Origin of the sequence: Leifsonia sp. T36S-04 (assembly GCF_042465655.1) — a bacterium.
Classification (GTDB): Bacteria; Actinomycetota; Actinomycetes; order Actinomycetales; family Microbacteriaceae; genus Leifsonia.
This window is the reverse complement of sequence record NZ_CP146286.1, coordinates 2,603,653-2,630,437: the sequence shown is the minus strand read 5'-3', so window position 1 is coordinate 2,630,437 and position 26,785 is coordinate 2,603,653. Positions and strand designations below refer to the sequence as shown.

Here is a 26,785-nt window from a genome sequence, read left to right as displayed (position 1 = left end):
CAGCAAGGGGTGCGGATGAGCGTCGACGTGCGCGAGCGGACGGGCCGCACCGCGCCCACGCGGCTGCTCCTCCTGCTCGGCCCCGCCTTCGTCGCGGCCATCGCGTACGTCGATCCCGGCAACGTCGCTGCGAACCTGACCGCCGGATCCCGGTACGGCTACCTGCTGGTCTGGGTGCTGGTCGCGGCCAACGCGATCGCCGTGTTCGTGCAGTACCAGTCGGCCAAGCTCGGGGTCGTCACGGGCCGCACCCTGCCGGAGCTGCTCGGCGAGCGGCTCGGCACCGCCGGGAGACGCGCGTACTGGGTGCAGGCCGAACTGGTCGCGGCGGCCACCGACATCGCCGAGGTGATCGGCGGAGCCATCGCGCTGAACCTGCTGTTCGGGCTGCCCCTGCCGATCGGCGGGGTCATCGTCGGCCTGGTCGCCATCGGGATCCTGGCGGTCCAGTCCCGGCGAGGTCAGCGAACGTTCGAGACCGTGATCGTGGGACTGCTCGCCGTGATCTCGGTGGGTTTCCTGGCCGGGTTGTTCGTGAGCCCGGTCGACTGGGGGCAGGCGGCGGCGGGACTGGTGCCCCGCTTCGACGGCGCACCGACGGTTCTGCTGGCGGCGAGCATGCTGGGGGCGACGGTGATGCCGCACGCCATCTACCTGCACTCGGCTCTCGCACGCGACCGTCACGGCTCGACCGAGGACGCCGGACGCATCCGGACGCTGCTGCGCGCGACCCGGCTGGATGTAGCCCTCGCGCTGGTGATCGCAGGCGCAGTCAACATCGCCATGCTCCTGGTCGCGGCTTCTTCGCTGCGCGGGGTGGATGGCACCGGGACGATCGAGGGCGCGCACGCGGCGATTTCGTCGGCGCTCGGTCCGGGCATCGGCGTCGTGTTCGCCATCGGCCTGCTCGCGTCAGGGCTCGCGTCCGCCTCCGTCGGCAGCTATGCGGGCGCGACCATCATGGGCGGCCTGCTCACGATCCGGGTGCCCCTGCTCGTCCGGCGCGTCGTCACCCTCGTCCCGGCTGTGGTCATCCTCGCCCTCGGTGTGGACCCGACCTGGGCGCTCGTCCTCTCACAGGTGTTCCTGAGCCTCGGGATCCCGTTCGCGATGATCCCGCTGCTGCGGCTGACCCGCTCGCGCGCGGTGATGGGGGAGTCGGCCGACCGCCTGTGGGTGCGCATCCTCGGCGGGGCGGTCGCCGGGCTCGTGGTGGTGCTGAACCTCGCCCTCGTGGTGCTCACCATCCTCCAGATCTAGCGGCCGGGCCGCGAGGGCGTCAGGACGACGCGGCGACCCAGAGGGCGGAGGCGGCGTCGGCGCTGAGGACGACCGGCGCGCCACCGACGGTCACGGTCAGGCCGGTCGCGGTGGCGTCGTGTTCCCGTGTGCTGAGCCGCGTGTCCAGCCCGATGCCGTGGTCGGCCAGGAAGCGGAGGACGGCGGGGTCGGCGTCCGAGATGCGCACCACGGAGAGGTCGGCTCCGGGAGCGGCCGAGAGCAGAGGCACGGCATCCGGGCGGCGTGGGGTGCCATCCGCGGTGGGGATCGGGTCGCCGTGCGGGTCGCGCGATGGGAAGCCCAGGCGGCGGTCCATGCGCTCGACCAGGTCGTCCGAGACGGCGTGCTCCAGCACCTCGGCCTCGTCGTGCACCTCGTCCCAGCCGTAGCCGAGCTGCTCCACGAGGAACGTCTCGATGAGCCGGTGCCGCCGGACCATCGCGACCGCGTGCCGCCGGCCCTCCTCCGTCAGTCCGACGCCGCCGTATCGTTCGTGCACGACCAGGCCCCGGTCGGCGAGGCGCCGGACGCCGTCGGATACGGTCGCCGCCCGCACGCCCATCCGCTCGGACAGCTGCTTCACCGTGACCGGCTCGTCCGACCATTCGGTCGCCGACCAGATGATCTTCAGGTAGTCCTGCGCGACGGACGACAGCTCGGACACGGGCATGGGGCGATTCTAGGGCGGCCGTCACGGACTCGTCCCGCACAGCTCCCGCTGTTAAGGTGGGTCGGGTGAAGTACGCACAGACCATCATCGACTTGGTCGGCGACACCCCGCTCGTGAAGCTCAACAGGCTGACCGACGGGATCGCGGCGACGGTGCTCGTCAAACTCGAGTACCTGAACCCCGGAGGTTCGTCGAAGGACCGCATCGCCTCCCGCATCATCGACGCTGCGGAGCAGGACGGGCTCTTGAAGCCCGGCGGCACCATCGTGGAACCGACGAGCGGCAACACCGGCGTCGGACTCGCCCTCGTCGCGCAGCAACGCGGCTACCGGTGCGTGTTCGTCCTCCCCGACAAGGTGGGGGAGGACAAGATCAACGTCCTCACCGCCTACGGAGCGGAGGTGGTGGTGACGCCGACGTCGGTGCCGCCCGACCATCCCGACTCCTACTACTCGGTGTCCGACCGTCTCGCGGCCGAGATCCCGGGGGCGTTCAAGCCCAACCAGTACTTCAACCCGAACGGGCCGCGCAGCCACTACGAGACGACGGGTCCCGAGATCTGGCGCGACACGGACGGCCGCATCACCCACCTGGTGGCGGGTGTCGGCACCGGAGGCACGATCACCGGCACCGGACGGTACCTCAAGGAGGTCTCCGGGGGGCGCGTCCGGATCGTGGGAGCGGACCCGGAGGGCTCCGTCTACTCGGGCGGCACCGGCCGTCCCTACCTGGTCGAGGGCGTCGGCGAGGACTTCTGGCCAGGGGCGTACGACCCCGCCGTCGTGGACGAGGTGATCGCCGTGAGCGACGCCGACGCCTTCCGCATGACGCGCCGGCTCGCCCGCGAGGAGGGCATCCTCGTCGGCGGTTCGAGCGGCATGGCGGTCGTCGCGGCGCTGGAGGCTGCGAAGGGGCTCGGTCCCGACGACATCGTCGTGGTGATCCTGCCCGACGGCGGCCGCGGCTACCTGGCCAAGATCTTCAACGACCGGTGGATGCAGTCGTATGGCTTCAGCGACGTGCCGGAAGAATCCACCGTGCACGACATCGTCAAGACGAAGCGCGGCGACCTGCCCGACCTGGTGCACACGCACCCGGCGGAGACGGTGCGCGACGCCATCCAGACCATGAACACGTACGGTGTCTCGCAGCTGGTGGTCCTCACCGCCGAGCCGCCGGTCGTCATGGGCGAGGTCGCGGGCGCCCTCGATGAGCGGTCGCTGGTGGATGCCGTGTTCAGCGGTCACGCCGAGATGAGCGACTCGGTCGGCAAGCACCTCGGCGAGCCCCTGCCGCTCATCGGCGTGAATGAGTCGGTCTCCGCCGCACGGGCGGCGCTCGCCGCCGCGAGTGCGCTGCTGGTGACCGACGGCGGCAAGCCCGTCGCGGTCCTCACCCGGCAGGACCTCCTCAACTACTTCAGCGACTGACCCACGAGAGATACGACACAATGACTGACGGCTTCGCCACGCGCGCCATCCACGAGGGTCAGGAGTTCGACCCCACGACCGGCGCCATCATCCCGCCCATCTACCAGACCTCGACGTTCGTCCAGGACGGCATCGGCGGCCTGCGCAACGGCTACGAGTACGGCCGCGGCGGGAATCCGACCCGTACCTCGCTCGAGACGCTCCTCGCCTCCCTCGAGGGCGGAGTCCGCGCCCTGTCGTTCGCTTCGGGGCTCGCGGCGGAGGACGCGCTGCTGCGCGCGGTGCTCCGGCCCGGCGACCACATCGTCCTGGGCAACGACGCCTACGGCGGCACCCACCGGCTGATCGACCGCATCCACAGCGAGTGGGGCATCCGGAACACCACGGTCGACCTGGCGGATCTGGATGCGGTGCGCACGGCCCTCGGCACCGACGGCACCCGGATGCTGTGGATCGAGACGCCCAGCAACCCGCTGATGAAGATCAGCGACATCGCGGCACTCGTCGAGCTCGGTCACGCCGTCGGCGCGGTCGTGGTGGTCGACAACACCTTCGCCTCCCCGGCGCTGCAGCAGCCGCTGTCGTTCGGTGCGGACGTGGTCGTGCACTCCACCACCAAGTACCTCGGCGGGCACTCCGACGTGATCGGCGGTGCCCTCGTCTTCGCGGATGACGAGCTGGCGCAGAAGGCGCAGTTCATCCAGTTCGCCGCCGGCGCGGTGTCGTCGCCGATGGATGCGTGGCTCACCGTGCGCGGGATCAAGACGCTCGCGGTGCGGGTACGTCAGCACACCGCGAACGCGCAGGCGATCGCCGAGGCCCTGGTCGGCCACGCGGGCGTCGAGAGGGTCTTCTACCCCGGGCTGCCGGACCACCCGGGCCACGAGCTCGCCGCTCGCCAGATGAGCGGCTTCGGCGGGATGCTGTCCGTCGCGCTCTCGGGAGGCGCGCCGGCCGCCCGCCGGTTCGCCGAGTCCACACGCGTGTTCCAGCTCGCCGAGTCGCTCGGCGGCGTCGAGTCGCTGATCGGGTACCCCTCAGAGATGACGCACGCGTCGGTCCGTGGCACCGCCCTCGAAGTGCCCGACAACATCGTGCGGCTGTCGGTCGGCATCGAAGACGTCGAGGACCTGCTGGAGGACGTGGAGCAGGCGCTCGGTCGGTAGTCGGCGCTACCCTCGGCGCATGGACCAACGGATCAGTCTGATCACGCTCGGGGTCGCCGACCTCGCTCGCTCGCGCGCCTTCTACGAGGACGGCCTGGGGTGGCGCCCGGCGGACTCACCGGGAGGCGTCGTCTTCTACCAGCTGCCCGGGATGGCGTTCGCCCTCTTCGGCCGGGACGACCTGGCCGAGGATGCGCGCCAGCCGATCGACGGGAGCTTCAGCGGGATCACCCTGGCATCGAACCAACGCTCGGAGGCCGACGTCGACACGGTGCTCGCGCAGGCCGCGGCGGCGGGTGCGCGCATCCTGAAGCCGGCCGAGCGGGTGTTCTGGGGCGGATACTCCGGGTACTTCGCCGACCCGGACGGTCACGTCTGGGAGGTGGCGTTCAACCCCGGCTGGTCGCTGGCGGACGACGGCACGCTCACGATCGGCTGAGGGACCCGCGTGTGACGGTCAGCCGGCCGGCGCCGCGTACACGCGGGTCGCGCGCTCGAAGAACCGCGGCGGCGTCGCGTCCGTGCGGATGAGACCCGCCCGGTGCAGGGCCCGCAGGTCGGCGAAGAGACCGGGGAGACCCATCCCGTGCAGCTCGTCCACGGTGATGCCGGGACTGACGGCGATGAGGTCGAGCAGACGGGAGCGCCCGACGGCGTCGCTGCGGCCGGTCAGCAGTGAGGCGTCGAACGGGACTCTGACCGTCGTATCCCACATGGCTACTCCTCAGCTTCGCGGCGGTGACGCGGCGACGATTCGTTGCGTCGCAGAGTCAGTTATAGCGGAAGTCCGGCAGGCTGCCAAAGATATGTGGCAGGATCCTGCAGATCAGGGGCGATTCGCTGCAACAGAGCCGCGGGAATGCGGCACTCGTCGCGCAGCAGATTCACGGCTGACTGGGTATTGTCCCCCCGGCATCGGCCACCGATAGTTGAGGGGTGAGGACTTTCGGGGTGGAGGAGGAGCTCCTCCTGGTCGATGCGCGCGGGGTGGCATCGCCGGTGGCGCCGTTGGTGCTCGCCGCCGCGCCGGAGGTCGACGGACCGTCGGTCAGCGCCGAGATCCAGCAGGAGATGATCGAGACGCAGACACGTCCGCAGCTCCTCGCGAGCGAACTGCTGCTCGACATCGTCGCGGGCAGAGAGCTCGCCGACGGGCTCGCGCAGCGTCACGGAGCGCGAGCGATCGCGGTCGCCATGTCGCCGATGCGGCTGCGTCCCCACGTGACGGAGGACCCGCGCTACGCCACGATGATCGAGCGCTACGGGCTCACCGCTCGCGGCACGCTCGTTTGTGGCTTCCACGTTCACGTCGGCATCGACTCCCGCGAGGAGGGCGTCGCCGCCCTCGACCGCATCCGCACCTGGCTACCGACCCTGCTCGCCCTGAGCGCCAACTCGCCGTTCTACGGGGGTGCGGACACGGGGCATGCCAGCTACCGGTTCGTGGCGTGGCACCAGTGGCAGAGCGCCGGACCGACCGACGTCTTCGGGTCGGTCGAGGCGTACGACCGGTTCGAGAAGTTCCTCGTCGACACCGGCGTGATCCTCGACACGGGGATGCTGTACCTGGATGCCCGCGTCTCGCGGAAGCATCCCACCGTCGAGGTGCGCGTCGCCGATGTCTGCCTCGACGCACGGGATGCCGCGGTGATCGCGGCGATCGTCCGCGCGCTGGTCGACACGGCGATCGCGGAGTGGCAGGCCGGGGTGGCTCCGGCGGCGGTACCGTCCGCAGCTCTCAGGCTGGCCGAGTGGCAGGCGGCGCTCACCGGAGTGACGGGCTCGCTTCCGCATCCCGTCACCTGGCGGGAGGTGTCCGCCGTGGATGCGGTGCAGGCCCTGCTCGAGCACACCTCCGCCGCCCTGGAAGCGAACGGCGATCTCGCGCTGGTGCGACGCGGCGTCGCGCGCATCCAGACGACCGGTGGAGGGGCCGGCCGGCAGCGCGCCGCCTTCGCCCGCCGGGGCCGGATGCGCGACGTCGTCGCCCTCGCCGTGACGTCAACGCACGAGCAGTCGGAGGACGACGACCAGGTCGTCGCCTGACCGTCGACACGGCGCGTCACCCGCTCTTCCCCGCGCGCAGGATCGCGCCTATTCTGCGGTCATGACGGAGAAGGAGCTTGCGCATCAGCACGCCGTCTACACGTACGGCTCGCTGCCGCTGACGCTCATGTACAGCCCGACCGCGACGGCGGCGTGGGAGGTGTACTACGGCGGCGAGTACCTCGGGCTCATCGAGGAGGTGCACGCCACCGACGGGCTCTGGCCCGGGTTCGTGGCGCTGTTCCCGGGCGAGGAGGATGCGGGAGAGGGCCTCCCAGCGCGCGACTGGCGGACCGCCGTCGAGATCCTCGCCGGCCGCGCGGGCCTCTGACCCCTCCCGCGCCCCCACCGTCGTCACGATTTGCGCCAAATCGCGGTTCTGGCGCCGTCATAACCACGATTTGGCGCAAATCGTAGGAAAGGCGAGGGCTCAGAAGGCGAACTGGGACCATTCGGCCCGAGCGAGCGCCACCTGCTCGCCCCGCGAGTCGACGATCCAGGACTCCGGTGTGCACGCCACGTAGGTGCACAGCAAGGTCTCGCTCGTCCAGCCGTCCGCCGAGCGCGTCCACTTCACGAGGTGGACGTCCTGCCCCGGCTTCGGAACGTTCCCGATCGCTGCTTCGAATGTCGTCACGCTGCACCCCTCCCTGTGCTGCCTGCCTGAGACCGACTGTATCGGGGTACAGGGTCGGGGGACAAGAGGCCGGGGGCAGCGAAGCCGAGGGGATCAGCTGCCGCTGTCGTCCTCCAGCGGATCGAACTCGTCGTGCTCCGGTTCGAAGACGCCGTCGGCGTCGTACGGTCCTTCGTCGCCGCCCTCGGCGATCGCGTCGACGTCGATCGGCTCGCCGGACGGCGTCTCCGGCCAGTTCTCCCGCGCGTCTGTCATGGCACACCCCTTTCTTGGATGCTCTGAGCGCGATGGTAGACGGCCGACGGCACCGCGGACAGTGCCGTGCCCCTCACTCGCCGGGCTCGCGGCCGGTGAGCCGCACCTCCTCCACGTCGAGCCGGCGCTGCACATCCCGGAGCACGATGTCGTCGATGTCGCCCTCGTCGCGTAGCCGCACCACCTCCTCGCGCTTGCAGCGCAGCAGGGCGAGTCTCAGTTCGGTGTCCTGGCGGCTGCGCTCGACGGCGTCCTCGCCGTCCTTCGACTCGTCCTCGGCCTCGAGCAGCTCCAGGTGCTCCTCGAACTCGTTCTGGACCCGCTCCCCGATCTCCGGGTCGACGCCGAGCCGTCGCACCAACTCCGGCAGCTCGTCGAGCGCCGCGCGGGTGGCGTTCGTCTCGGCGAGGCGCAGTTCGTGGCCGACCGACTCGTCCGAGGGGAGGCGCGCCCAGCGCACCAGTGTCGGGAGCAGCAGCCCCTGCACGACGAGGGTGACGATGATCACGCCGGTGGTCACGAAGACGATGAAGTCGCGGCCCGGGAACGGCTGCCCGGATCCGACGGTCGCCGGCACGGCCAGAGCGGCGGCGAGGGAGACGGCCCCGCGGAAGCCGGAGAGACTGCTGACGATGCGCCAGCGGTTGCTCATGCGGCGCGCCTTCTGCTCCGGCCTCCGGTCGAGCAGGCGGATGAGGAACACCGTCGCGAACTGGAACACGAACCGCACCGCCACGATCACGACGGTGACGCCGACGATGGCGACGAGTCCCATCCCGAGGTCCCGGGTCGCCAGCTCGCCGACCGACCGGGGGAGCTCGATCCCGACGAGCACGAACAGGCTCGCATTCAGGAGGAACGTCGAGAACGACCAGAACGCGTCGGACTGTCTCCGCCCCTCCGCGACGCCGATCCGGGGACCCGCCTGGCTGATGATGAGGCCGGCAACGACCACCGCGAGCACGCCGGAGGCATGGACCAGCTCCGCGATCAGGTAGGCGGTGAACGGCGTGAGCAGCATCGCGATGTTCTGGGTGATCGCATCGCGGAGGCGTTTTCGCGTGATGATCGCCACCCAGGCGACGAGCGCTCCGATCGCGGCGGCGGCGAGGTACGCGAACAGGAACGTAGCCGTCACCGCACCGAGGCTGACGTCCGCATCCCCGACCGTGAAGCCGACCGCGATCGACCACAGCACGAGGGCCGTCCCGTCGTTGACCAGGCTCTCCGCGCGCAGGATGGTGACGTTGCGGCGGGGGAGCGAGTGCGTGAACGACGACACCGCTGTTGCGTCCGTCGGGGCGATCGCTGCTCCGAGCACCCAGGCGGGCCCCCACGGGAGCCCGAGGGCGTGGGCCAGCACGGCCACGGCTGCGGCGGTGAGCACGACCAGGCCGGTGCTCATCAGGATGATGCTGCGCAGGTTCGACTTGATCTCACGCAGGGAGGTGGTGAGGCTCTCCCAGTAGAGGATGGCCGGGAGGAACAGGAAGAGGACGACTTCCGGCGCCAATTCGATGTGTCGGAAGAGCGGGATCAGTCCCATGACGACGCCGAAGGCGACCAGCAGCAGCGGTTGGGCGACGCCGATCCGGCGTGCGAGCACCCGGGACAGCAGTGTCGTCACGCCGATCACCACCAGCAGTTCCAGTGCGAGCACGCAGCCTCCTCCACTCCACATCCTCCCGCGACTCGGGACACGGCGTAACCGGCAGGGGAGTGAAAGTCTGCAGGAGCCCGTCGCCTCGCGGAGTGTCGGCGGTCCACGCCATCATGGGATCATGACGGAACGCGGGCCCTCGACCACGCGCGCCCACGGTCCGGAGCCCGAGCGTCCCGACCCGCGGGTGCCGGCCTCCACGCCGCACGGACGCATCGGTGTTGCCGGTGGTACCGCGCTCTACGTCGCCGCCGTGCTGGGGACCGGCATCCTGGTGCTGCCTTCTCTGGCGGCGGCGGCCGCGGGGCCGGGCGCGATCGTCGCGGTCGCCGCGCTGGCAGTGATCTCCGTGCCGCTGGCCGCTACCTTCGCCGCCCTCTCCCGACGGCATCCGGATGCAGGAGGAGTTGCGACGTTCGCCCGCCGGGCGTTCGGGCCCGATGCCGGGCGCGTCATCGGGTACTGGTTCTTCTTCGGGACGCCGATCGGCGCTCCGATCGCCGCGCTGATGACCGCGCGCTACGTCGTGGCGGTGATAGGCGGGGATGCGGCGGGCACCACGCTCATCGCGGTGGGTCTCATGGTGGTCCCGATCGCTGTCACGTCCTTCGGCGTCCGGTTCGCCGCGTCGGTGCAACTCGTGCTGTCGGGAGCGCTGGTGGCCGTGCTGGTGTTCGTCCTGGCCGTCGCGGCGCCGCACGGACAGCCCGCGCATCTTCAGCCACTGCTCCCGCACGGCTGGGCCGGGGTCGGCCTGGCGATGAGCCTGTACATCTGGGCGTTCGCGGGGTGGGAGGCGGTTGCCGGCATCGGCGGGGAGTTCCGTGATCCCCGGCGTGACATCCCGCGCGCCACCGCCCTGGCGCTGATCATCGTGTCGGTCGCCTATCTCGCCATCCAGACGGTCACGGTCCTGGTGCTCGGCGACGAGGCGGCGTCGACTGCGGTCCCGCTGCTCGAGCTGGTTCGGGTGGGAACAGGGCCGAGCGGCGGTGTCGTCGTCGCCGTCATCGCGGCGATCGTCGTCACCGGCGTGTTCAACGCGTACCTGGCGGCGTTCAGCAAGCTCGGCGCGGCGATGGGGCGCGACGGCGACCTGCCCGCGTGGTTCGGCCGGGGAGTCGAGAACGGTGCGGTGGCCCGTCGCGGGCTGCTCCTGTCGACGGTGGTGATGGCGGCGTACTCGGTCGTCGTCCTGGCGAGCGGCGATCTGCAGCCGTTCATCCTCATCCAGACCAGCTTCGCCGCCGCCGTCTACGGGCTGGGGGTCGCCTCGGCACTGCGGCTGCTGCCCCTGCGCTCGCTCGGCTGGTGGATGGCGCTGCTCTCGTGCGTGCTCGCCGCCGGCCTCCTCATCCTCGCCGGATGGCACCTCGTGTTCCCCGCGGCCGTTGCGCTCGTGGCGCTCGGTGTCGGGATGCTGACCCGGTTCGCCCGCCGGCCGGCGCCACGAGTGCCCCGGTGAACCGCGGCCTAGGCTGGTCGTCATGAGTTCGCGCGACCTGGACTCGGCGTCCACCGGGGCCGCATCCGTCGATCGAGCGGCGGCCGGCGGAGTCCTGAGCCCGCAGTTCCGGTGGACCAGCATCGGGATGTGCCTGCTCATCACCCTGGCCGCCTTCGAGGCGCTCGCCGTGACGACGATCATGCCCGGTGTGAGTCGCGAGCTCGAGGGAGCGGCGCTGTACGCGTTCGCCTTCGCCGGTCCCCTCGCGATCAGCGTGGTCGGAATGGTGTCGGCCGGCGCGTGGACCGACCGGAGCAACCCCCGGACCGCCCTCGTCGCATCGGTCGCCCTCTTCATGGCGGGACTGCTCATCGCGGGCACGGCGCCGACGATGGGAGTCTTCGTGCTGGGGCGGCTCGTCCACGGGCTGGGCGGCGGAGCCCTCACCGTCGTCCTGTACGTGATCGTGGCGCGGGTGTACCCGCCGCGGCTGCATCCACGCATCTTCGCCGGATTCGCCGCGGCGTGGGTGATCCCGTCGCTGATCGGGCCCTTCATCGCCGGTGTGCTCGCCGAGACCGTGGGCTGGCGGTGGGTGTTCCTCGGCGTGGTCGGTCTGACGGTGCTCGCGATGCTGATGGTGGTGCCCGTGATGCGCGGGGTGCTCGAAGCGCCGACCGCCCCGGCGCCGTTCCGGCCCGCGCGACTGCTCTGGGCCGCACTGCTCGCCGGGGCGGTCCTTGCCCTCACGCTCGCTGCCGCGGCGACCGGACCGGTCCAATGGATCGCGCCGCTTCTGGCCGCAGCGCTCGCCACCTTCGCGATCCGGCCGTTGGTGCCACCCGGGACGCTGCTCGCACGTCGGGGGCTGCCGAGCGTCATCCTGCTCCGGGCCCTGGTGGCGGGAACGTTCTTCGCCTCCGAGGTGTACGTCCCGCTGATCATGGTGACGGAGTACGGGCTGTCGGCCGCGGTGGCAGGCCTCGCGCTGACGGCGGCCGGCCTCACCTGGTCAGCGGCGTCGTGGGTGCAGGGCCACTTCCCGCGCATCACGAACCGAGCGGCCGCGCGGTGGGGCGCGCTCGGGCTGACGATCGCGCTAGCCGGGCTGATCGCACTCGCCGTCTGGCACCTGAGTCCCTTCGTCGCGGTCGCCGCATGGGCCTTCGCCGGGGCCGGGATGGGCATCCTGTACCCGAGGCTCGGGGTGCTGACCCTCGAGTACTCGACGCCGGACGATCAGGGTTTCAACAGTTCGGCCCTGTCGATCTCGGACGCGACGGGCTCGGCCATCGCGCTCGCGGCGACGGCGATCATCTTCGGTGCGCTGAGCGACGCCGGCGGCGGGTGGCCGTTCGTCGGGGCCTTCGCCGTCTCCGGAGTGCTGTGCGCACTCGCGTGGGTGGTCGGTCCGCGGCTCCGTCGGAGCTAGCGCGCGGGGCGCTGAACGGCGCTGTCGGCCTCTTCGACGATCCGCCGCATCGCGTGCTCCGCGGCAGCGGCGTCGCCTCTGCGCACCGCCGCGGCCACCTCCTCGTGCAGCCGGATGGCTTCCGGATTGGCGGTATCGGGCATCAGTGAGTGGATGGTCCTCCCGTTCAGCGCCTCCGCCACCGCGCTGCTGAGCGCTGCGAAGAGGGGGTTCCCGGACGCCTCCAGCAGGACCCGATGGAAGTCGCGGTCGTGCGCCAGGTACTCCTCCCGATCGGCTGACCGCTGCGTGGCCGCCATTCCGACGATCGCCGCGGTCAGCTCCCCGCACTGAGCGGGTGTGGCGCGCGCACTGGCAAGCCGCGCGGCGACGGGCTCGACGGCGAGCCGCAACTCGCTGAGATCGCCCAGCGCCGCCAACCGGTCGGGGCCGGCGAGCCTCCAGTTCAGGATGCGCGGATCCAGGGCCTGCCATGCCGCTTCCGGCAGGACGACCGTGCCACGCCGTCGCCGAGCCTGAACGAGGCCCAGCGACTCCAGCACCCGGATGCATTCGCGGAGCACTGTGCGCGAGATGCCCAGTCGTTCCGGGGTCAGGACGGTTCCCACCGCGATCTCTCCAGCGACGATGCGAGCGCCGAGAGAGGCGAGGGCCTGCTCGTGCAGGGAGCCGGACGGTGGCGGGGACACGCTTCATTATCGGGGCCGGGGACTCGTCCGGTCAATTCGATGCATTGTCGGTATACGCCCGTCATTTGCCGTGTCGATTAGACATAAATCTGACTTATTCCTAGAGTGTTCGTGCCCTACCCCTCACGACCAAGGATGTTCATGAACACAGCACTACTCGCGGGCCTCGCCGCAGCCGCGGCCCCCGCGCCCGCCCCCACACCAACCGCGCCCGAAGGCCAGCTCATCGTGGCAGCCGTCGCCGGGATCGCGGTGATCGTGGTCCTCATCACCTGGCTCAAACTCCACCCCTTCCTCTCGCTGCTCCTCGGCTCGCTCGTCGCGGGTCTGGCCGGCGGCATGGCGGCGGATGTGGCGATCGGCAGCTTCATCACCGGTTTCGGCAACACGATGGGCAGCGTCGGAGTCCTGATCGGCCTCGGCGCGATGTACGGCAAGCTCCTCGCCGACTCCGGCGGCGCCGACCGCATCGTCGACACCCTGGTGTCGCGGACGAGTGCGCGCATGCTGCCCTGGACGATGGGCGCGGTCGGCGCGATCATCGGCCTCCCCATGTTCTTCGAGGTCGGGCTGGTGCTGCTCATGCCGGTCATCATCCTCGTGACGCGCCGTTCGGGGCTGCCGCTGATGCGGATCGCGCTGCCGACCATCGCCGGACTCTCCGCGATGCACGGGCTCGTCCCGCCGCACCCCGGACCGCTCGTCGCCATCGGCGCACTCGGCGCGAACCTCGGCCTGACCCTCGCCTTCGGCGTGCTCGTCGCCATCCCGACCATCGCCATCGCAGGTCCGGTGTTCAGCCGCCTGGCCGCGAAGTGGGTTCCGGTCGGCGTCCCTGACCTGTTCGTCGCCGAAGAGGGCGACGACGCCTCCCGTCGCCGGCCCTCCTTCGCGGCCGCGCTCGTCAGCATCCTGCTCCCGGTCGTCCTGATGCTCGGCAAGGCCCTCGCCGACATCGTGTCGCCGACGGCGGCGCCCGTCTGGAAGGTCGTGCTCGACTTCCTCGGAACGCCGGTCATCGCACTGACCGTCGCCGTGCTGGCGGGGCTGCTGCTCCTCGGCGTCGGCGGCGGGATGGACCGCAAGGCCATTCAGACCAGCCTCAGCGCTTCGCTCCCCCCGATCGCGGGCATCCTGCTGATCGTCGGCGCCGGTGGTGGTTTCAAGCAGGTGCTCGTCGACACCGGCATCGGGCAGGTCATCGCCGGCTGGGCGACCGGAGCGTCCGGAATCGTGGTGCTGCTGCTGGCGTGGACGGTCGCGGCGCTCATCCGCATCGCCACCGGTTCGGCGACCGTCGCGACGGTCACTGCAGCCGGAATCCTGCTGCCGCTCACGGAGCACCTGTCGGTGCCCATGGTGTCGCTGATGGTGCTGGCGATCGGTGCCGGGTCGGTCTTCCTGTCCCACGTCAACGACGCCGGCTTCTGGCTGGTGAAGGAGTACCTCGGCCTCAGCATCCCGCAGACCCTGAAGAGCTGGACCGTACTCGAATGCCTGGTCTCGCTCGTCGGGCTGGCCGGTGTGCTGATCCTGAGCCTCTTCGTCGGCGGCCTCGGGTGACCCCGGTGCGCGCGGTCGTCGTGATGGGCGTCGCGGGATGCGGCAAGTCCACGGTCGCTTCCCTGCTCGCTGAACGTCTCGGCTGGGAGCTGCTGGAGGGCGACGGCCTGCACCCCGCGGCGAACGTCGAGCGGATGGGCGCGGGAACGCCGCTCACCGACGAGGACCGCGCGCCCTGGCTGGCCGCCATCGCCGCCTGGATGGACGGGCGGCTGGCCGCCGGCCGCTCGGTCGTGATCACGTGCTCGGCTCTCGCGCGCCGGTATCGCGACGTGCTGCGACGGGACGACGTGCTGTTCCTGCACCTGACCGGGTCGCCCGCGCTGCTCGCCGAACGGCTGGCGGCGCGCGAGCACCACTTCATGAAGGCGGGGATGCTGCAGTCGCAGCTCGACCTCCTGGAGCCGCTCGCCCCCAGCGAGCGTCACCTCACCCTGGACATCGCGGCCCCGCCCGCCGCCCTCGCCGAGCGCGCGGCCTCCGCCCTCTGACCCCCGCCCCCTGGCCGCCGAGCACAGGAAAGTTGCGCGAGACACGCCGTCCGCGGGCGCACTTTTCCTGTGCTCGACGGCTGCCAGCGAGCGGGAGGGGTCAGACGCGGGCGGCGGCGTACTGGGCGCGGATGAGGGGCTGCGTGTCGCGGGGGAGAGCGGCGGAGGTCTCGACGGTCCACGAGGGACGGGTGCCGGTGAGCGCCCAGGCCGCCTGGACGGCGCCGCCGTCGGCCACGTACTCGCCCGGCGCAGGAACCTCGACCGGCGCGTCGAACACCTGCGCGGCCACCTGGGCGACGGCCGGATTCTGGGCCGCACCCCCGATGAGCAGGATGCGCCGCTCGCGCACACCGACCGAGCGCACGGCGTCGAGGCCGTCGGCCAGCCCGCACAGCATCCCCTCGATCGCGGCCCGCGCCAGGTTCGCAGGGATGGTCGAGGCGAGAGTCAGACCGTGGATGCTGGCCTTCGCATCGGGGAGGTTCGGCGTCCGCTCGCCCTCGAAGTACGGGACGAGCACCACGCCGTCGGACCCCGGCGACGCGTCCAACGCGAGCTCGGACAGCCGGTCGAAGTCGACTCCGAGCAGCCCCGCGATGGAACCGAGCACGCGCGCTGCGTTGAGCGTCGCGATCAAGGGGAGCGAGACTCCCGACGCATCCGCGAAGCCCGCGACTGTGCCGGAGGGGTCGGCGACAGGGCGGTCCGTCACCGCGAACACCGTGCCGGAGGTGCCGATGGACACGACCACGTCGCCGTCCGCCGCACCGAGGCCGAGGGCCGCACCGGCGTTATCGCCGGCTCCGGGTCCGACGAGCACACCCGATGGCGTGCGGCCGGCGGCCTGCGACGGACCGAGCACACGGGGGAGCACCACGGCGTCCGCGGCCCCCTGCCCGGCCGACGTCTCGCCCGACCCCGCCTCACGTCCCGGCCGCCCGAGCGCCCGCTCGAACAGGTCGAGGTCGTACGACCCCGTCCCTGCGCTCCAGTAGGCGGTCCCGCTCGCGTCGGAGCGGTCGGTGGTCAGCGCCTCCAGGTCCGGGCCGAGTTCGCTCTCGCCCGCGGGTCCGTAGCCGCGCAGGCGCCAGGTCAGCCAGTCGTGGGGAAGGGCGACGGCCGCGACCCGTGCGGCGTTCGCCGGCTCCGCATCCCGCAGCCAGCGCAGCTTCGTGGCGGTGAACGAGGCCACCGGCACCACTCCGACGCGCGCCGCGTACTCGTCCGCACCGACGTCCGCGATCAGGTCGCGGGCCGCCTGCGCCGAGCGGGTGTCGTTCCAGAGCAGGGCGTCGCGGATGACGCGGCCCTCTGCATCCAGCACCACCATTCCGTGCTGCTGGCCGGCGATCGAGATGGCCTCCACATCGTCGAGCCCGCCCGCGTCCGCGAGGGCCTCCTGCAGCGCGGCCCACCACGCGGCGGGGTCCACCTCGGTCCCGTCGGGGTGCGCCGCGCGCCCCGACCGCACCAGTGCACCGGTCTCCAGGTCGCGCACGACCACCTTGCAACTCTGCGTCGACGAGTCGACTCCCGCAACCAGTGTCACGCCGCATCCTTTCGAACGATCGACGTGCACGTAGTGGTCGCTATCCGATCGGGATAGCGACCACCACGTGCACCTGAGGGAGGGTCAGCGAGCGCCGAGCAGGTGCTCGAGCGCCAGCTGCTGCAGCCGGACGAAGCCGAAGCCCTTGCCGCCGAAGTATTCGTCGGGCTGGAAGTCCTCGAACGCACCGCGGTCGGCGAGCAGGTCGTCGTAGCTCTCGCCGTCGTTCAGCGTGGGACGCGACAGCTCCGGCACACGCGACGCCTCGAGAGCCTCCTGCACCTCGGGGTCGGCGCGGAAGGCCTGAGCGCGCTCCTTCAGAAGCAGGTAGGTGCGCATGTTCGCGGCCGCCGAGTCCCAGACGCCGGTGATGTCCTCGGTGCGGGACGGCTTGTAGTCGAAGTGGCGCGGGCCGTCGTACGCCGGTCCTCCGTTGGGGCCGCCGTTCTCGAGCAGGTCGACGAGCGCGAACGCGTTCTGCAGGTCGCCGTGACCGAAGACGAGGTCCTGGTCGTACTTGATGCCGCGCTGGCCGTTGAGGTCGATGTGGTAAAGCTTGCCCTGGTACAGGGCCTGCGCGATCCCCGCGGCGAAGTTCAGCCCCGCCATCTGCTCGTGCCCGACCTCAGGGTTCACACCGACGAGCTCGGGACGCTCGAGCGTCTCGATGAAGGCGAGCGCGTGACCGAGAGTCGGCAGCAGGATGTCGCCGCGCGGCTCGTTCGGCTTCGGCTCGATGGCGAAGCGGATGTCGTAGCCCTTGTCGGTGACGTAGTCGCCGAGCAAGTTGACGGCCTCGCGGTAGCGCTCCAGGGCGGCCCGGATGTCCTTCGCGGCGTCGTACTCCGCGCCCTCGCGACCGCCCCACATGACGAACGTCTTGGCGCCGAGCTCTGCGGCCAGGTCGAGGTTGCGCAGCACCTTGCGGAGAGCGAAGCGGCGCACCGCGCGGTCGTTGGAGGTGAAGCCGCCGTCCTTGAAGACGGGCGCGCTGAACAGGTTCGTCGTCACCATCGGCACGATGATGCCGGTGTCCGAGAGCGCCTGCTTCAGGCGGTCGATCTGCTTCTGGCGCTCGGCGTCGTTGGAGCCGAATGCGAAGAGGTCGTCGTCGTGGAAGGTGAGGCCGTAGGCGCCGAGCTCGTCGAGCTTGTGCACTGCCTCGACCACGTCGAGCTGGGGGCGGGTCGGGCCGCCGAACGGGTCGGTGCCGTTGTAGCCGATGGTCCACAGTCCGAACGAGAACTTGTCGGCGCGGGTGGGGGTGAGGCTCATGGATGTTCCTTCAGCTTCGTTGATGATTTGTTGTTCCAATAAACTTATACCGCACACGAGGGCGCGGCGCGAGTGCTCAGCGAGCGTCGGTGTAGACAGCGCTCACGGTAGCCGCTTCGACCTCCGACGTCACCAGGCGGGCGTCCGCCGCGGTGACGAGGTGGACCGGCCCGGTGATCTCGAGTGCTGCCGAGGTCTCGCGATCGTCGCAGGAGGGTCCCACCCAGACCTCGACGGCACCCGGCTCCACGACGCGGCGCAGCGACGGGTCGGAGAACGCCAGGCGCGTGGTCGGAACCGTGAAACAGACGACGACCTCCTCGCCCGGCTGCAGTTCGACCCGGCGGTAGCCGAGCAGCTGGGCGACCGGACGGGTGACGCTGGCGTGCACATCCCGTGCGTACAGCTGCACCAGGTCGGTTCCCGCGCGATCGCCCGTGTTGCGGATGCGGACGCTCGCCGCGAACGCGCCGCCCGCGGGCACGTCGTCATCCACCGTGAGCTCCGAGCGCTCGAAGGTGGTGTACGAAAGCCCGAAGCCGAACGGGAGCACCGGGGTGCTGTCGGCGCTCGTGATCTCGTTCGGTCCGCCGAGAACCGGGTGCAGGTACGAGTACGGCTGCGCGCCGGCGGAGCGGGGGAGGGAGACCGGCAGATGGCCGGACGGCGACACCCGGCCGGACAGCGCCGCAGCGATCGCCCGTCCGCCCTCCTCGCCCGGGAAGAACGCCTGAAGCACGGCGGCGGGAGCGGTCACGCCCTCCACCGCCCAGCCGATCGCGTACGGCCGGCCCGACAGTACGACCAGCACCACGGGCGTTCCGGTCGCGACGACCCGCTCCACCAGCTCCCGCTGGATGCCCGGGAGCTCGAGACTCTCGACGTCGTTGCCCTCGCCGACTGTTCCGCGGCCGAACAGCCCGGCGCGGTCGCCGACGACGACCACGGCGACATCAGCGGCGCTCGCCGCTGCCGTGGCGGCCGGGATGCCGGAGCGGTCGTCGCCCTCGACGTCGCAGCCGCGCTCGTGGGTGACGGTCGCGGCCGTGAACTCCTCACGCACGGCCTCCAGCACCGACGGCAGCTCGAACCCGAGCGGCACGTCGGGGTGGTGCGCGAGCACGTGGTTGGCGAACGAGTAGCAGCCCATCAGGGCCTCCGCGACGTCCGCATTCGGGCCGAGCACGGCGATCCGCGCGGGCGCAGACTCCAGCGGCAGCGTCCCGTCGTTGGTGAGCAGTACGAGCGACTCCTCGGCCAGCCGCAGGGCGACATCCCGGTGGGCGGGCGAGTCCAGGTCGATGGAGGTGGGCGGCGCGTCGAAGGTCTCGTCCAGCAGTCCGAGCTCCTCCTTCTGCGCCAGCACCCGCAGCACGGCGCGGTCGACGAGCGCCTCGTCGGTCTCGCCCGAGCGGATGCGAGCGGCGAGCGGCTCGAGGAACGCGTCCCCGGTCGGCAGTTCCACGTCGATCCCGGCCGCCAGCGCCAGAGCGGCCGCTTCGCCGAGATCGGCCGCGACGCCGTGCATCGTGTTCAGGAACGCGACCGAGAAGTAGTCGGAGACCACCGTCCCGTCGAAGCCCCACTCGTCGCGCAGGACGCCCGTCAGATACTCGGGGCTCGCGGCGACCGGGACGCCGTCGATCTCGGCGTAGGAGTTCATGACCGACCGCACCCCGCCATCCCGGACCGCCATCTCGAACGGCTGCAGGAGCGTGTCCCGCACCTCGCGCGGTCCGGCGTGCACGGGCGCGTGGTTACGTCCGGCCTGCGAGGCGGAATAGCCGACGAAGTGCTTCAGCGTCGCGTGGACGCCGGCGCCCTGCAGCCCGCGCACGTATGCCGTGCCGAGCGTTCCGACGACGTATGGGTCTTCGGCGATGCACTCGTCCACCCGGCCCCAGCGCGGGTCGCGGATCACGTCGAGCACAGGGGCGAGGCCCTGGTGGATGCCGAGCTCGCGCATCGACCGGCCGATCAGTCCGGCCATCTCCTCCACGAGCTCCGGGTCGAAGGACGCGCCCCAGGCGAGGGGCGTCGGGAACGACGCCGCCTTCCACGCGGCGAGCCCCGTGAGGCACTCCTCGTGCACGAGCGCCGGAATGCCCAGGCGGGTCTCGTTCTTCAGTCGCCGCTGCTCCGTCCACAGCCACTCGGCGCGTTTCGCCGGGTCGACCGGGCGGGTCCCGTAGACGCGGGTGAGCTGACCGAGACCGTGCGTGGTGGCATCCGCGTACGCTCCGGGGTTGCCCATCTCGCCGGCCATCGGGGCGACCAGTTCGTCGCCCTTGTCGACCCAGAAGCCCACCAGCTGGGCCAGCTTCTCCTCCAGAGTCATGTCGGCGAGGAGCCCGCGGACCCGCTCGGAAGGCGCAGAAGGGCGCGGGAGGGATTCGGTCATGTCGATCTCACACTTCTTGGTGGTCGGGCGTCAGCCCTTGACGGCGCCGGTCAGGCCGCCGACGATGCGGCGCTCGAAGATGCTGAAGAACACCAGCGCCGGGATCATGGAGAGAGAGGTGAATGCCAGCACCTTCGCGGTGTCGACGGAGTACTGCGACGAGAACGCCTGCACCCCGAGCGGCAACGTGAAGGTCGCCTCGTTGTTGAGGAGGAACAGAGGCAGCAGATAGCTGTTCCAGCTGGCGATGAAGGCCAGGATGCCCACGGTGATCACGCCGGGCAGCGAGAGCCGAAGCACCATCCGCCAGAAGAATCCGAGCCGGCTGCAGCCGTCGATGAATGCCGCCTCCTGGATCTCATCCGGGATGGCCCGAAGGAACGGGACCAGGATGATGATCGTGGTCGGCAGTGCGAACGCGATCTGGGGCAGGATGACGCCGCCCAGCGAGTTCATCAGCCCCAGGTTGCGCACCACGATGTACAGCGGCGTGATGGCCACCGTGATCGGGAACATCAGGCCGGCGGCGAACAGGGCGTAGAGCGCGCCGCGTCCGCGGAAGCTGTACCGGGCGAGCACGTAGCTCGCCATCAGGCCGAGAACGATCACGCCGACGGTGGTGACGACCGCCACGATGGTGGAGTTGAGCACCTCCTGCCAGAAGACGCCGCCAGTCAGCACCCCGAGGTAGTTCTGGATGTTCCACGGATTGGGGAACCCGGCGGGGTCGACGGTGATCTGCGAGTTGGTGCGGAAGCCGCCGATCACGATGTAGAGGATCGGGGCGAGCATCAGTGCGACGACGATGAGAGCGACGAAGTACACGGTCGGCGACCCCCACGGGAGCCCCTTCGCCTTCTGCTTGCTCGGCGCCTCGAGGACTCCCGGCGCGTCCGGGGCGTCGGGGATGACGATCAACGCGCTCATCGGTTCTTCCTTCCGGTGCGCCTGTCACCCGTGATCGCGCCGGCGGTGTCGCGACGGAGCACGAACCGCTGGTAGAACAGCGCGACGATCAGGGAGATCAGGAAGATCACGACGGCGACGGCGTTTCCGTAGCCGAAGTTGCCGGCGTTGCGTCCATTGGCGACCATGTAGGTCGCCATGGTCGAGGTGCCGGCGGTGGAGGCCACGTACTGGCCCCAGATGATGTAGACGAGGTCGAAGAGCTGGAGCGCTCCGATGATCGACAGGAACGCCCAGATCCGGAGGGTCGGGCCGAGCAGCGGCAGAGCGATCCGTCGCTGGATCTGCCAGTAGGACGCGCCATCGAGCGCGGCCGCCTCGTACAGCTCCTCCGGGATGCCCTGGAGTCCTGCGAGGAAGAGGATGACGGCGAAGCCGACGTACTTCCAGGTCAGGATCGCCAGCAGCGTCCAGATCGCGATGCTCGGATCCGACAGCCAGTCGTGGACCAGGAAGTTCAGGCCCAGGTTCTTGAGCATGCCGTTGAGCGCGCCGTTCGTGGCGAGCAGCAGGCTCCACCCGGTGCCGACGACGACTTCCGCGATGACATACGGGACGAAGATGAGGACGCGGATGACGGACTGCCCGCGCATCTTCCGGTTGAGCAGCAGCGCCAGCAGGATGGCCACGGGGCCCTGGAGAACGATCGAGCCGATGACGATCAGGGCGTTGTGCCAGAGGGCCTGCTGGAAGGCCGAGTCCTGGAGGATGGTGATGTAGTTCTGAAGACCGATGAAGTCGGTCGCGGGGCCGTATCCCTGCCAGCGGAAGAAGCCGTAGTAGGCAGCGATCACGACCGGGAAGATCACGAAGGCGAGGAAGATGAGCGCTGCAGGACCGGCCAGCAGCGCGATCTCCAGGCGCATCGCCCAGCCGGTGCGGTTGCGGCGGCGCGGCCCCGACGGGAGCGACGCGACTGCGCCGCTCCCGTCGTGCTGCGCGAGGTCCGACGGCGGCACTGCGCCGACGGGCGTGGTCTCGCGGGTGTTGCTCACGAGCTCAGACCCCTCAGCCCTTCTTGGCAGCGTCGTTGGCCGCCTGGATGAGCTGCTTCGGGTCGCTCTTGCCCGCCAGCATGTCGACGACCGCGACGTTCAGCGCGTTGCCGACGTTCTGGCCGAGGACCGTGTCGAGCCACTGCGAGACGTACGGGGCCTTGTTGTAGGCGGCCAGCACATCCTTCAGGTAGGGCTCGGTGACGACCTTCTGCGCCTCTGAGTTCACCGGCGGGGCGTTGAAGGCCTTGTAGTAGGCCTCCTGCTGGTCCGTGGTGGCGACGAAGTTCAGGAAGTCGGCGCACTCCTTGGGGGCCTTGACCGAGCAGGAGTACCCGTCGACGCCACCCATGATGGCGCCGGGCTCACCCTTGCCACCGGGAACCTCGGGGAAGGGATAGAAGCCCAGGTCGGGCAGCGGCTTCTGGTCCGGGGTCAGGGACGCGATCACTCCCGGGTCCCAGGCGCCCATGAGCTCCATCGCGGCCTTGTGGTTCGCGACGAGGCCGGCCGAGCTGCCTGCGCCCTGCTGAGCGGAGGTGGTGAGGAAGCCGTCGTTGAAGGGCTTGGTGTCCGAGAACTTCTGCAGGTCCTCAGCGGCCTTCAGCCAGCATCCGTCGCTGAACGACTTGGAGTCGGCCGTCTTCTCCATGGTCGAACCGGCGCACTCGCGGAGAGCGAACCAGTAGAACCAGTGAGCGGCGGGCCAGGCGTCCTTCGCACCGAGGGCGATCGGGGCGACCCCGGTGGCCTTCAGCTTCGTGACGTCGGCGTTGAGGTCGTCGATCGTCTTCGGCGCCTCGGTGATGCCGGCGGCCGTGAACAGGTCCTGGCTGTGGAAGAGCCCGCCCGGCAGCACGGCGATGGGCATCGCCCACACCTTGTCCTGGTAGGTCTCCGCTTTGAAGGATCCCTCGGAGATGTTCTTCTTGGTCTCGGACGACACCTTGCCGGTGATGTCCATCAACTGACCGGCGTTGACCATGGCCGCCATCTTTCCGCCGCCTCGCTGCAGGAAGATGTCGGGTGCGTCGCCGGAGTTGAGTGCGGTCTGCAGTTTGCCGTCCAGATCTTCGTTCTGGATGGACTGGACCTTGATGGTGACGTTGGGGTTCGCCTTCTCGAACGCAGCGACCGCATTCTTCCAGAACGCCTGACCGGGACCGGTCGTGGAGTTCTGCCAGAGGGTCATGCTGACCTTGCCGTTGCTGCTCGAGCTGTCGGAGCCGCCGCTGCACCCGGTGAGGGCGAGCGCGCCGGCCATCACGACGGCGGCCCCAGTAAGGAGCTTGGTGCCTTTCATGTGATTCCAACCTGTTCTCTTCGTTGAGGTGGGGACGTTCGAAGTGTCGCTCGACGCTTCTACGGTGTCAAACGTTTTCGAAAACCTTTTCTACGATAGGCTCTGGCGGCATGGGACGGCGTCCGACGATCAATGATGTGGCCGAAGCGGCCGGCGTCAGTGTCGCCACGGTCTCGAAAGCGGTCAATGGTCGCTACGGTGTCGCGGTCGACACCGTGGAGCGGGTGCTGCGGGTCGTGCAGGAGCTCGGCTACGAGTCCAGCCTGGTCGCGAGCAGCATGCGATCCCGCCGGACCGGCGTGATCGGCGTGCTGGTCGCCGACTTCGAGCCATTCTCCGCCGAGATCCTGAAAGGCGTCGGTGCTGCGCTCCACGACTCGCGGTACGACCTCCTCGCCTACAGCGGATCCCGCCAGCCGTCGAGCGAGGGATGGGAGCGGCGGTCGCTCAGCCGGCTCAGCGGAACCCTCATCGACGGCGCGATCATGGTCACCCCGACGGTGGTGAACGCGAACGCCGACGTGCCGCTGGTGGCGATCGATCCGCACACCGGCCGCGCCGACGTCCCCACCGTGGAGTCGGACAGCTTCGGTGGCGCGCGCAACGCCATCGCCTTCCTGATCGGGCTGGGCCACCGGCGGATCGCGTACGTCGCCGGACGCCCCGACCTGCGCTCCTCCAGCCTGCGCGACGCGGGCTACCGCCGCGGGCTGAGCGAGGCCGGCATCCCGTTCGACCCGTCGCTCGTCGCGGTCGGGCGCTACGAGCACAACACCGTCCGTGAGGTGGCGCTGCCGCTGCTGACCCGTCCCGACCGGCCCACTGCGGTGTTCGCCGCCAACGACATCTCGGCGATCGCGGTGATGGAGGTGGCGGCCGAGATCGGCCTGGACGTCCCGCGCGACCTCTCGGTGATCGGCTTCGACGACGTCCCGGAGGCGTCCCAGTACAGCCCGCCCCTGACCACCGTGCGCCAGCCGATGCAGGGCCTCGGCGCGGCGGCGGCCGACCTCCTGATCGCGCTCATGGGTGGCGAGACGCCCGATCGCACGCACTTGCGCCTCCCGACCCGGCTGGTCCGGCGCGGCACGACGGCTCCGCCCCCCGCCTGACCCTTGTCGCCTCCAAGGCGCTCCGATTCGTCACGAATCGTCGCTCTGCACTCTCCGAAGCGACCATTCGTCACGAATCGGCGCTCGCCGCAACCGGCACCGGCGCGATTTGGCGCAAATCGCGGTTATGCGACTCCCATAACCGCGATTTGGCGCAAATCGTCGCCGGACGGAACCGAGGCGCGACGAGCGTCAGCGGGTGAAGCGATCCGCGAGCCAGGCGGCCTGCGTGCGCCAGTGGGCGCCCCCGCCGCCCTCGTGGTCGTTGAACGGGTAGACCTCGATGGCGCGGTCCTCCGCCGCGAGGTGGTTGAACGCCGCGAACGTCGTCGACGGGGGCACCACGGTATCCATCAGCGCGACCGAGAACAGCGACGGCGAGTGGATGCGGCGGGCGAAGTTCACGCCGTCGAAGTACGACAGCGTGCGGAACACGTCATCGACCTCGTCGCGGTGCACGGACAGATAGGTGGCGACCTCGAGGTACGGGCCGCCCTGCGCGATCTCCACGCCCCGGCGGAAGGCGCACAGGAACGCGACATCCGGCAGCACCGCCGCGACGCCACCCGCGAGTGCGGCCGCGGCGAGCGCGATGCCGCCGCCCTGGCTGCCGCCCGTGACGGCGATCCGCTCCGAGTCGACGTACGGGAGATCGCGCGCCGCATCGACCGCTCTGACCGCATCCGTGAACACGCGGCGGTAGTAGTACGTCTCGGGCGAGTGGATGCCACGGGTCATCACCCCGGGCGCAGCGGGTCCCGAGCCGTGTGGATCGGGGGTGTCGCCACCGCTGCCCCAGCCGCTGCCCTGGCCGCGGGTGTCCACGAACACGTGGACGTATCCCGCCAGCGCCCAGGAGACGTTCTCGCCGGCCAGCCCGCGCCCGCCGCCGTAGCCCTGGAACTGCACCACGGCGGGCAGCGGGCCGTCCGCGTGGAGGGGCCGCGAGACCCAGGCGTGCACCGGCTCCCCGCCGAATCCCGGGAAGACCATGTCGTCGATGGCGAGCTGCGTCACCGGGGTGTCGGCCGGGGTGAGCTCCGCCCGTCCGCCCGCCGCCCGCGATTCCTCGACCGTGCGGAACCAGAACGCGTCGAAGTCGGATGGCTCGTGCACCTCCGGTCGGAAAGCGAGCAGTTCGGCGTGGGTCAGGTCGGTGAGCGGCATCGGTCTCGCTTTCGGCGCGGGTTTCAGCGGAGCGCATCCGGCGGAGGGGTACAGCTGCCGCCGGACGGCGTGGCGACATTGTGGCACAGCGGCCGCGCGACGACCGACCGCCCGGGTGTGCGACAGTGGCAGCATGGCCGCTCCCGCCCGACCGACCCTGGATGCGATCGCACGCGAGGCGTCCGTGTCGCTGTCCACCGTGTCCAAGGTGCTGAACGGGCGTCCGGGAGTGTCGCCGTCCACGCGACGCCGGGTCGAGGACCTCCTCCACGACTCGGGTTACGCGCGCCGCGGGGTGGATGCGGAGCGCGGGGATACCGTCGAGCTCGTCATCGAGAACCTGGCGAGCGAGTGGTCCGTCGAGGTCATCCGCGGGGTGGAACGGGTCGCCCGCCAGAACGGTCTGGCCATGGTCCTTTCCACGATCGGCGACTACCACGCCGTCGGGGAGGAGTTCATCACCGGCGTCCTCCGCCGGAAGCCGGTCGCGATCGTCCTCCAGTTCTCGAACCTCACCGCCGACCACCGCCGGCAGCTGCGGACGCGGAACATCCCGTTCGTCGTGGTCGACCCCGCGGGCGACCCTCCGGCTGACGTCCCCGCCATCGGCGCGACCAACTGGGCAGGCGGTCTAGCTGCGACACGGCACCTCCTGGCGCTCGGTCACCGGCGCATCGCCGCCATCGGGGGACCGCCCGACCTGCTGTGCTCGCGTGCGCGGCTGGCGGGCTACGAAGCGGCGATGCAGGAGGCCGGCGTCGCGTCGCCGGTGGGGGCGGGATCCGGGGGCTTCTCCCGCGCGGACGGGGAACGGGAGGGCCGTCAGCTGCTGGAGCGGCCGGAGCGGCCGACCGCCATCGTGTGCGCCAACGACATGCAGGCGCTCGGCGTGTACGACGCGGCGTTCGCCCTCGGCCTCGACGTGCCGCGCGACCTCTCCGTGGTCGGTTTCGACGACGCGCCCTCGGCCTCGTGGGCGCGTCCGCCCCTCACGACCATCCGGCAGCCGCTGCAGGAGATGGCGGAGGAGGCGACGCGGCTGGCCCTCCGGCTCCGTGCGGGCGCGGTCGAGAGCACCCGACTGGAGCTCGCGACCACCCTGGTCACCCGCCGCTCCACCGCAGCGCCCGCCGCCTGAGCCCGCCGCCTGAGCGCGTCGCCTGAGCCCGCCGCCTGGCGAGCGCCGAGCGGTGAGTCGTGGTCGCTATCCCGGGCGAGTATCGACCACAACTCACCCCTCGATCGGG

General features: G+C 70.5%; 25 protein-coding genes. 12 read left to right on the top strand and 13 right to left on the bottom strand.

Annotated features, from left to right (window positions below):
• Positions 1-15: 15 nt before the first annotated feature.
• Positions 16-1,260, top strand: a complete 1,245-nt coding sequence (locus P3F85_RS12740) for an Nramp family divalent metal transporter (RefSeq protein ID WP_374008003.1) — start codon at positions 16-18, stop codon at positions 1,258-1,260.
• A 19-nt stretch (positions 1,261-1,279) separates the two neighbouring features.
• Here P3F85_RS12740 and P3F85_RS12735 read toward each other — a convergent pair whose 3' ends face one another.
• Complete coding sequence (locus P3F85_RS12735; RefSeq protein WP_374008001.1) at positions 1,280-1,951, bottom strand: metal-dependent transcriptional regulator; 672 nt, start codon at positions 1,949-1,951, stop codon at positions 1,280-1,282.
• 65 nt (positions 1,952-2,016) lie between these two features.
• Here P3F85_RS12735 and P3F85_RS12730 point away from each other — a divergent pair, with 65 nt between their 5' ends.
• The 3 genes from P3F85_RS12730 to P3F85_RS12720 are packed head-to-tail and all read left to right on the top strand — an operon-like array spanning position 2,017 to position 4,986.
• The gene (locus P3F85_RS12730) at positions 2,017-3,381 is read left to right on the top strand and encodes a cystathionine beta-synthase (protein ID WP_374007999.1); all 1,365 of its coding nucleotides are present in this window, start codon (positions 2,017-2,019) and stop codon (positions 3,379-3,381) included.
• A 20-nt stretch (positions 3,382-3,401) separates the two neighbouring features.
• Positions 3,402-4,547, top strand: coding sequence for a cystathionine gamma-synthase (locus tag P3F85_RS12725; protein ID WP_374007997.1), 1,146 nt, complete (start codon positions 3,402-3,404; stop codon positions 4,545-4,547).
• A gap of 19 nt (positions 4,548-4,566) precedes the next feature.
• Complete coding sequence (locus P3F85_RS12720) at positions 4,567-4,986, top strand: VOC family protein (RefSeq protein ID WP_374007995.1); 420 nt, start codon at positions 4,567-4,569, stop codon at positions 4,984-4,986.
• Between the two features lie 18 nt (positions 4,987-5,004).
• Here P3F85_RS12720 and P3F85_RS12715 read toward each other — a convergent pair whose 3' ends face one another.
• Entirely contained in the window at positions 5,005-5,262 is a 258-nt protein-coding gene (locus tag P3F85_RS12715) for a hypothetical protein (RefSeq protein ID WP_374007993.1), read from the bottom strand.
• 221 nt (positions 5,263-5,483) lie between these two features.
• On the opposite strand from P3F85_RS12715, the gene P3F85_RS12710 reads away from it, so the two are divergent.
• Together P3F85_RS12710 and P3F85_RS12705 are read left to right on the top strand one after the other, a co-directional pair.
• Positions 5,484-6,593 (top strand): glutamate--cysteine ligase, encoded by a 1,110-nt coding sequence (locus P3F85_RS12710; protein WP_374007992.1) that lies wholly within the window; start codon positions 5,484-5,486, stop codon positions 6,591-6,593.
• 61 nt (positions 6,594-6,654) lie between these two features.
• Complete coding sequence (locus P3F85_RS12705; RefSeq protein ID WP_374007990.1) at positions 6,655-6,924, top strand: hypothetical protein; 270 nt, start codon at positions 6,655-6,657, stop codon at positions 6,922-6,924.
• A gap of 99 nt (positions 6,925-7,023) precedes the next feature.
• On the opposite strand, the gene P3F85_RS12700 is transcribed toward P3F85_RS12705, so the two are convergent.
• The 3 genes from P3F85_RS12700 to P3F85_RS12690 all read right to left on the bottom strand — a co-directional run bounded on the left by P3F85_RS12700 (position 7,024) and on the right by P3F85_RS12690 (position 9,145).
• Positions 7,024-7,230, bottom strand: coding sequence for a hypothetical protein (locus P3F85_RS12700; RefSeq protein ID WP_374007987.1), 207 nt, complete (start codon positions 7,228-7,230; stop codon positions 7,024-7,026).
• Between the two features lie 93 nt (positions 7,231-7,323).
• A complete protein-coding gene (locus P3F85_RS12695) occupies positions 7,324-7,485 on the bottom strand; it encodes a hypothetical protein (RefSeq protein ID WP_374007985.1) in 162 nt (53 codons plus the stop codon).
• A 73-nt stretch (positions 7,486-7,558) separates the two neighbouring features.
• On the bottom strand, positions 7,559-9,145 hold the full coding sequence (locus tag P3F85_RS12690; protein ID WP_374007984.1) for a Na+/H+ antiporter: 1,587 nt from the start codon (positions 9,143-9,145) through the stop codon (positions 7,559-7,561).
• 121 nt (positions 9,146-9,266) lie between these two features.
• Between P3F85_RS12690 and P3F85_RS12685 the strand changes: the two genes are divergently transcribed.
• Both P3F85_RS12685 and P3F85_RS12680 read left to right on the top strand, forming a co-directional pair.
• The gene (locus tag P3F85_RS12685; RefSeq protein WP_374007983.1) at positions 9,267-10,610 is read left to right on the top strand and encodes an APC family permease; all 1,344 of its coding nucleotides are present in this window, start codon (positions 9,267-9,269) and stop codon (positions 10,608-10,610) included.
• A gap of 22 nt (positions 10,611-10,632) precedes the next feature.
• The gene (locus tag P3F85_RS12680; protein WP_374007981.1) at positions 10,633-12,024 is read left to right on the top strand and encodes an MFS transporter; all 1,392 of its coding nucleotides are present in this window, start codon (positions 10,633-10,635) and stop codon (positions 12,022-12,024) included.
• Here P3F85_RS12680 and P3F85_RS12675 read toward each other — a convergent pair.
• Complete coding sequence (locus P3F85_RS12675; protein ID WP_374007979.1) at positions 12,021-12,713, bottom strand: FadR/GntR family transcriptional regulator; 693 nt, start codon at positions 12,711-12,713, stop codon at positions 12,021-12,023. The genes P3F85_RS12680 and P3F85_RS12675 overlap by 4 nt on opposite strands.
• Positions 12,714-12,854: 141 nt before the next feature.
• Between P3F85_RS12675 and P3F85_RS12670 the strand changes: the two genes are divergently transcribed.
• Both P3F85_RS12670 and P3F85_RS12665 read left to right on the top strand, forming a co-directional pair.
• Complete coding sequence (locus tag P3F85_RS12670) at positions 12,855-14,276, top strand: GntP family permease (RefSeq protein WP_374007977.1); 1,422 nt, start codon at positions 12,855-12,857, stop codon at positions 14,274-14,276.
• Complete coding sequence (locus P3F85_RS12665) at positions 14,273-14,767, top strand: gluconokinase (RefSeq protein WP_374007975.1); 495 nt, start codon at positions 14,273-14,275, stop codon at positions 14,765-14,767. The genes P3F85_RS12670 and P3F85_RS12665 overlap by 4 nt, the downstream gene beginning before the upstream one ends.
• Before the next feature lie 100 nt (positions 14,768-14,867).
• Here P3F85_RS12665 and xylB read toward each other — a convergent pair whose 3' ends face one another.
• The 6 genes from xylB to P3F85_RS12635 form a co-directional block, all read right to left on the bottom strand.
• Entirely contained in the window at positions 14,868-16,319 is a 1,452-nt protein-coding gene (gene xylB, locus P3F85_RS12660; protein WP_374007974.1) for a xylulokinase, read from the bottom strand.
• Between the two features lie 84 nt (positions 16,320-16,403).
• Positions 16,404-17,594, bottom strand: coding sequence for a xylose isomerase (gene xylA / locus P3F85_RS12655; protein WP_374007972.1), 1,191 nt, complete (start codon positions 17,592-17,594; stop codon positions 16,404-16,406).
• A 76-nt stretch (positions 17,595-17,670) separates the two neighbouring features.
• The gene (locus tag P3F85_RS12650) at positions 17,671-19,995 is read right to left on the bottom strand and encodes a beta-glucosidase (protein ID WP_374007971.1); all 2,325 of its coding nucleotides are present in this window, start codon (positions 19,993-19,995) and stop codon (positions 17,671-17,673) included.
• 30 nt (positions 19,996-20,025) lie between these two features.
• Complete coding sequence (locus P3F85_RS12645) at positions 20,026-20,922, bottom strand: carbohydrate ABC transporter permease (RefSeq protein ID WP_374007969.1); 897 nt, start codon at positions 20,920-20,922, stop codon at positions 20,026-20,028.
• Positions 20,919-21,920: a carbohydrate ABC transporter permease gene (locus P3F85_RS12640; protein ID WP_374010931.1), complete on the bottom strand. Its 1,002-nt coding sequence runs from the start codon at positions 21,918-21,920 to the stop codon at positions 20,919-20,921. The genes P3F85_RS12645 and P3F85_RS12640 overlap by 4 nt, the downstream gene beginning before the upstream one ends.
• A gap of 49 nt (positions 21,921-21,969) precedes the next feature.
• On the bottom strand, positions 21,970-23,259 hold the full coding sequence (locus tag P3F85_RS12635; RefSeq protein WP_374007967.1) for an extracellular solute-binding protein: 1,290 nt from the start codon (positions 23,257-23,259) through the stop codon (positions 21,970-21,972).
• Between the two features lie 110 nt (positions 23,260-23,369).
• On the opposite strand from P3F85_RS12635, the gene P3F85_RS12630 reads away from it, so the two are divergent.
• Positions 23,370-24,371, top strand: coding sequence for a LacI family DNA-binding transcriptional regulator (locus P3F85_RS12630; protein WP_374007966.1), 1,002 nt, complete (start codon positions 23,370-23,372; stop codon positions 24,369-24,371).
• Between the two features lie 192 nt (positions 24,372-24,563).
• Here P3F85_RS12630 and P3F85_RS12625 read toward each other — a convergent pair whose 3' ends face one another.
• On the bottom strand, positions 24,564-25,538 hold the full coding sequence (locus P3F85_RS12625; RefSeq protein WP_374007964.1) for an acetylxylan esterase: 975 nt from the start codon (positions 25,536-25,538) through the stop codon (positions 24,564-24,566).
• A gap of 184 nt (positions 25,539-25,722) precedes the next feature.
• Here P3F85_RS12625 and P3F85_RS12620 point away from each other — a divergent pair, with 184 nt between their 5' ends.
• A complete protein-coding gene (locus P3F85_RS12620; RefSeq protein WP_374010930.1) occupies positions 25,723-26,676 on the top strand; it encodes a LacI family DNA-binding transcriptional regulator in 954 nt (317 codons plus the stop codon).
• Positions 26,677-26,785 lie beyond the last annotated feature (109 nt).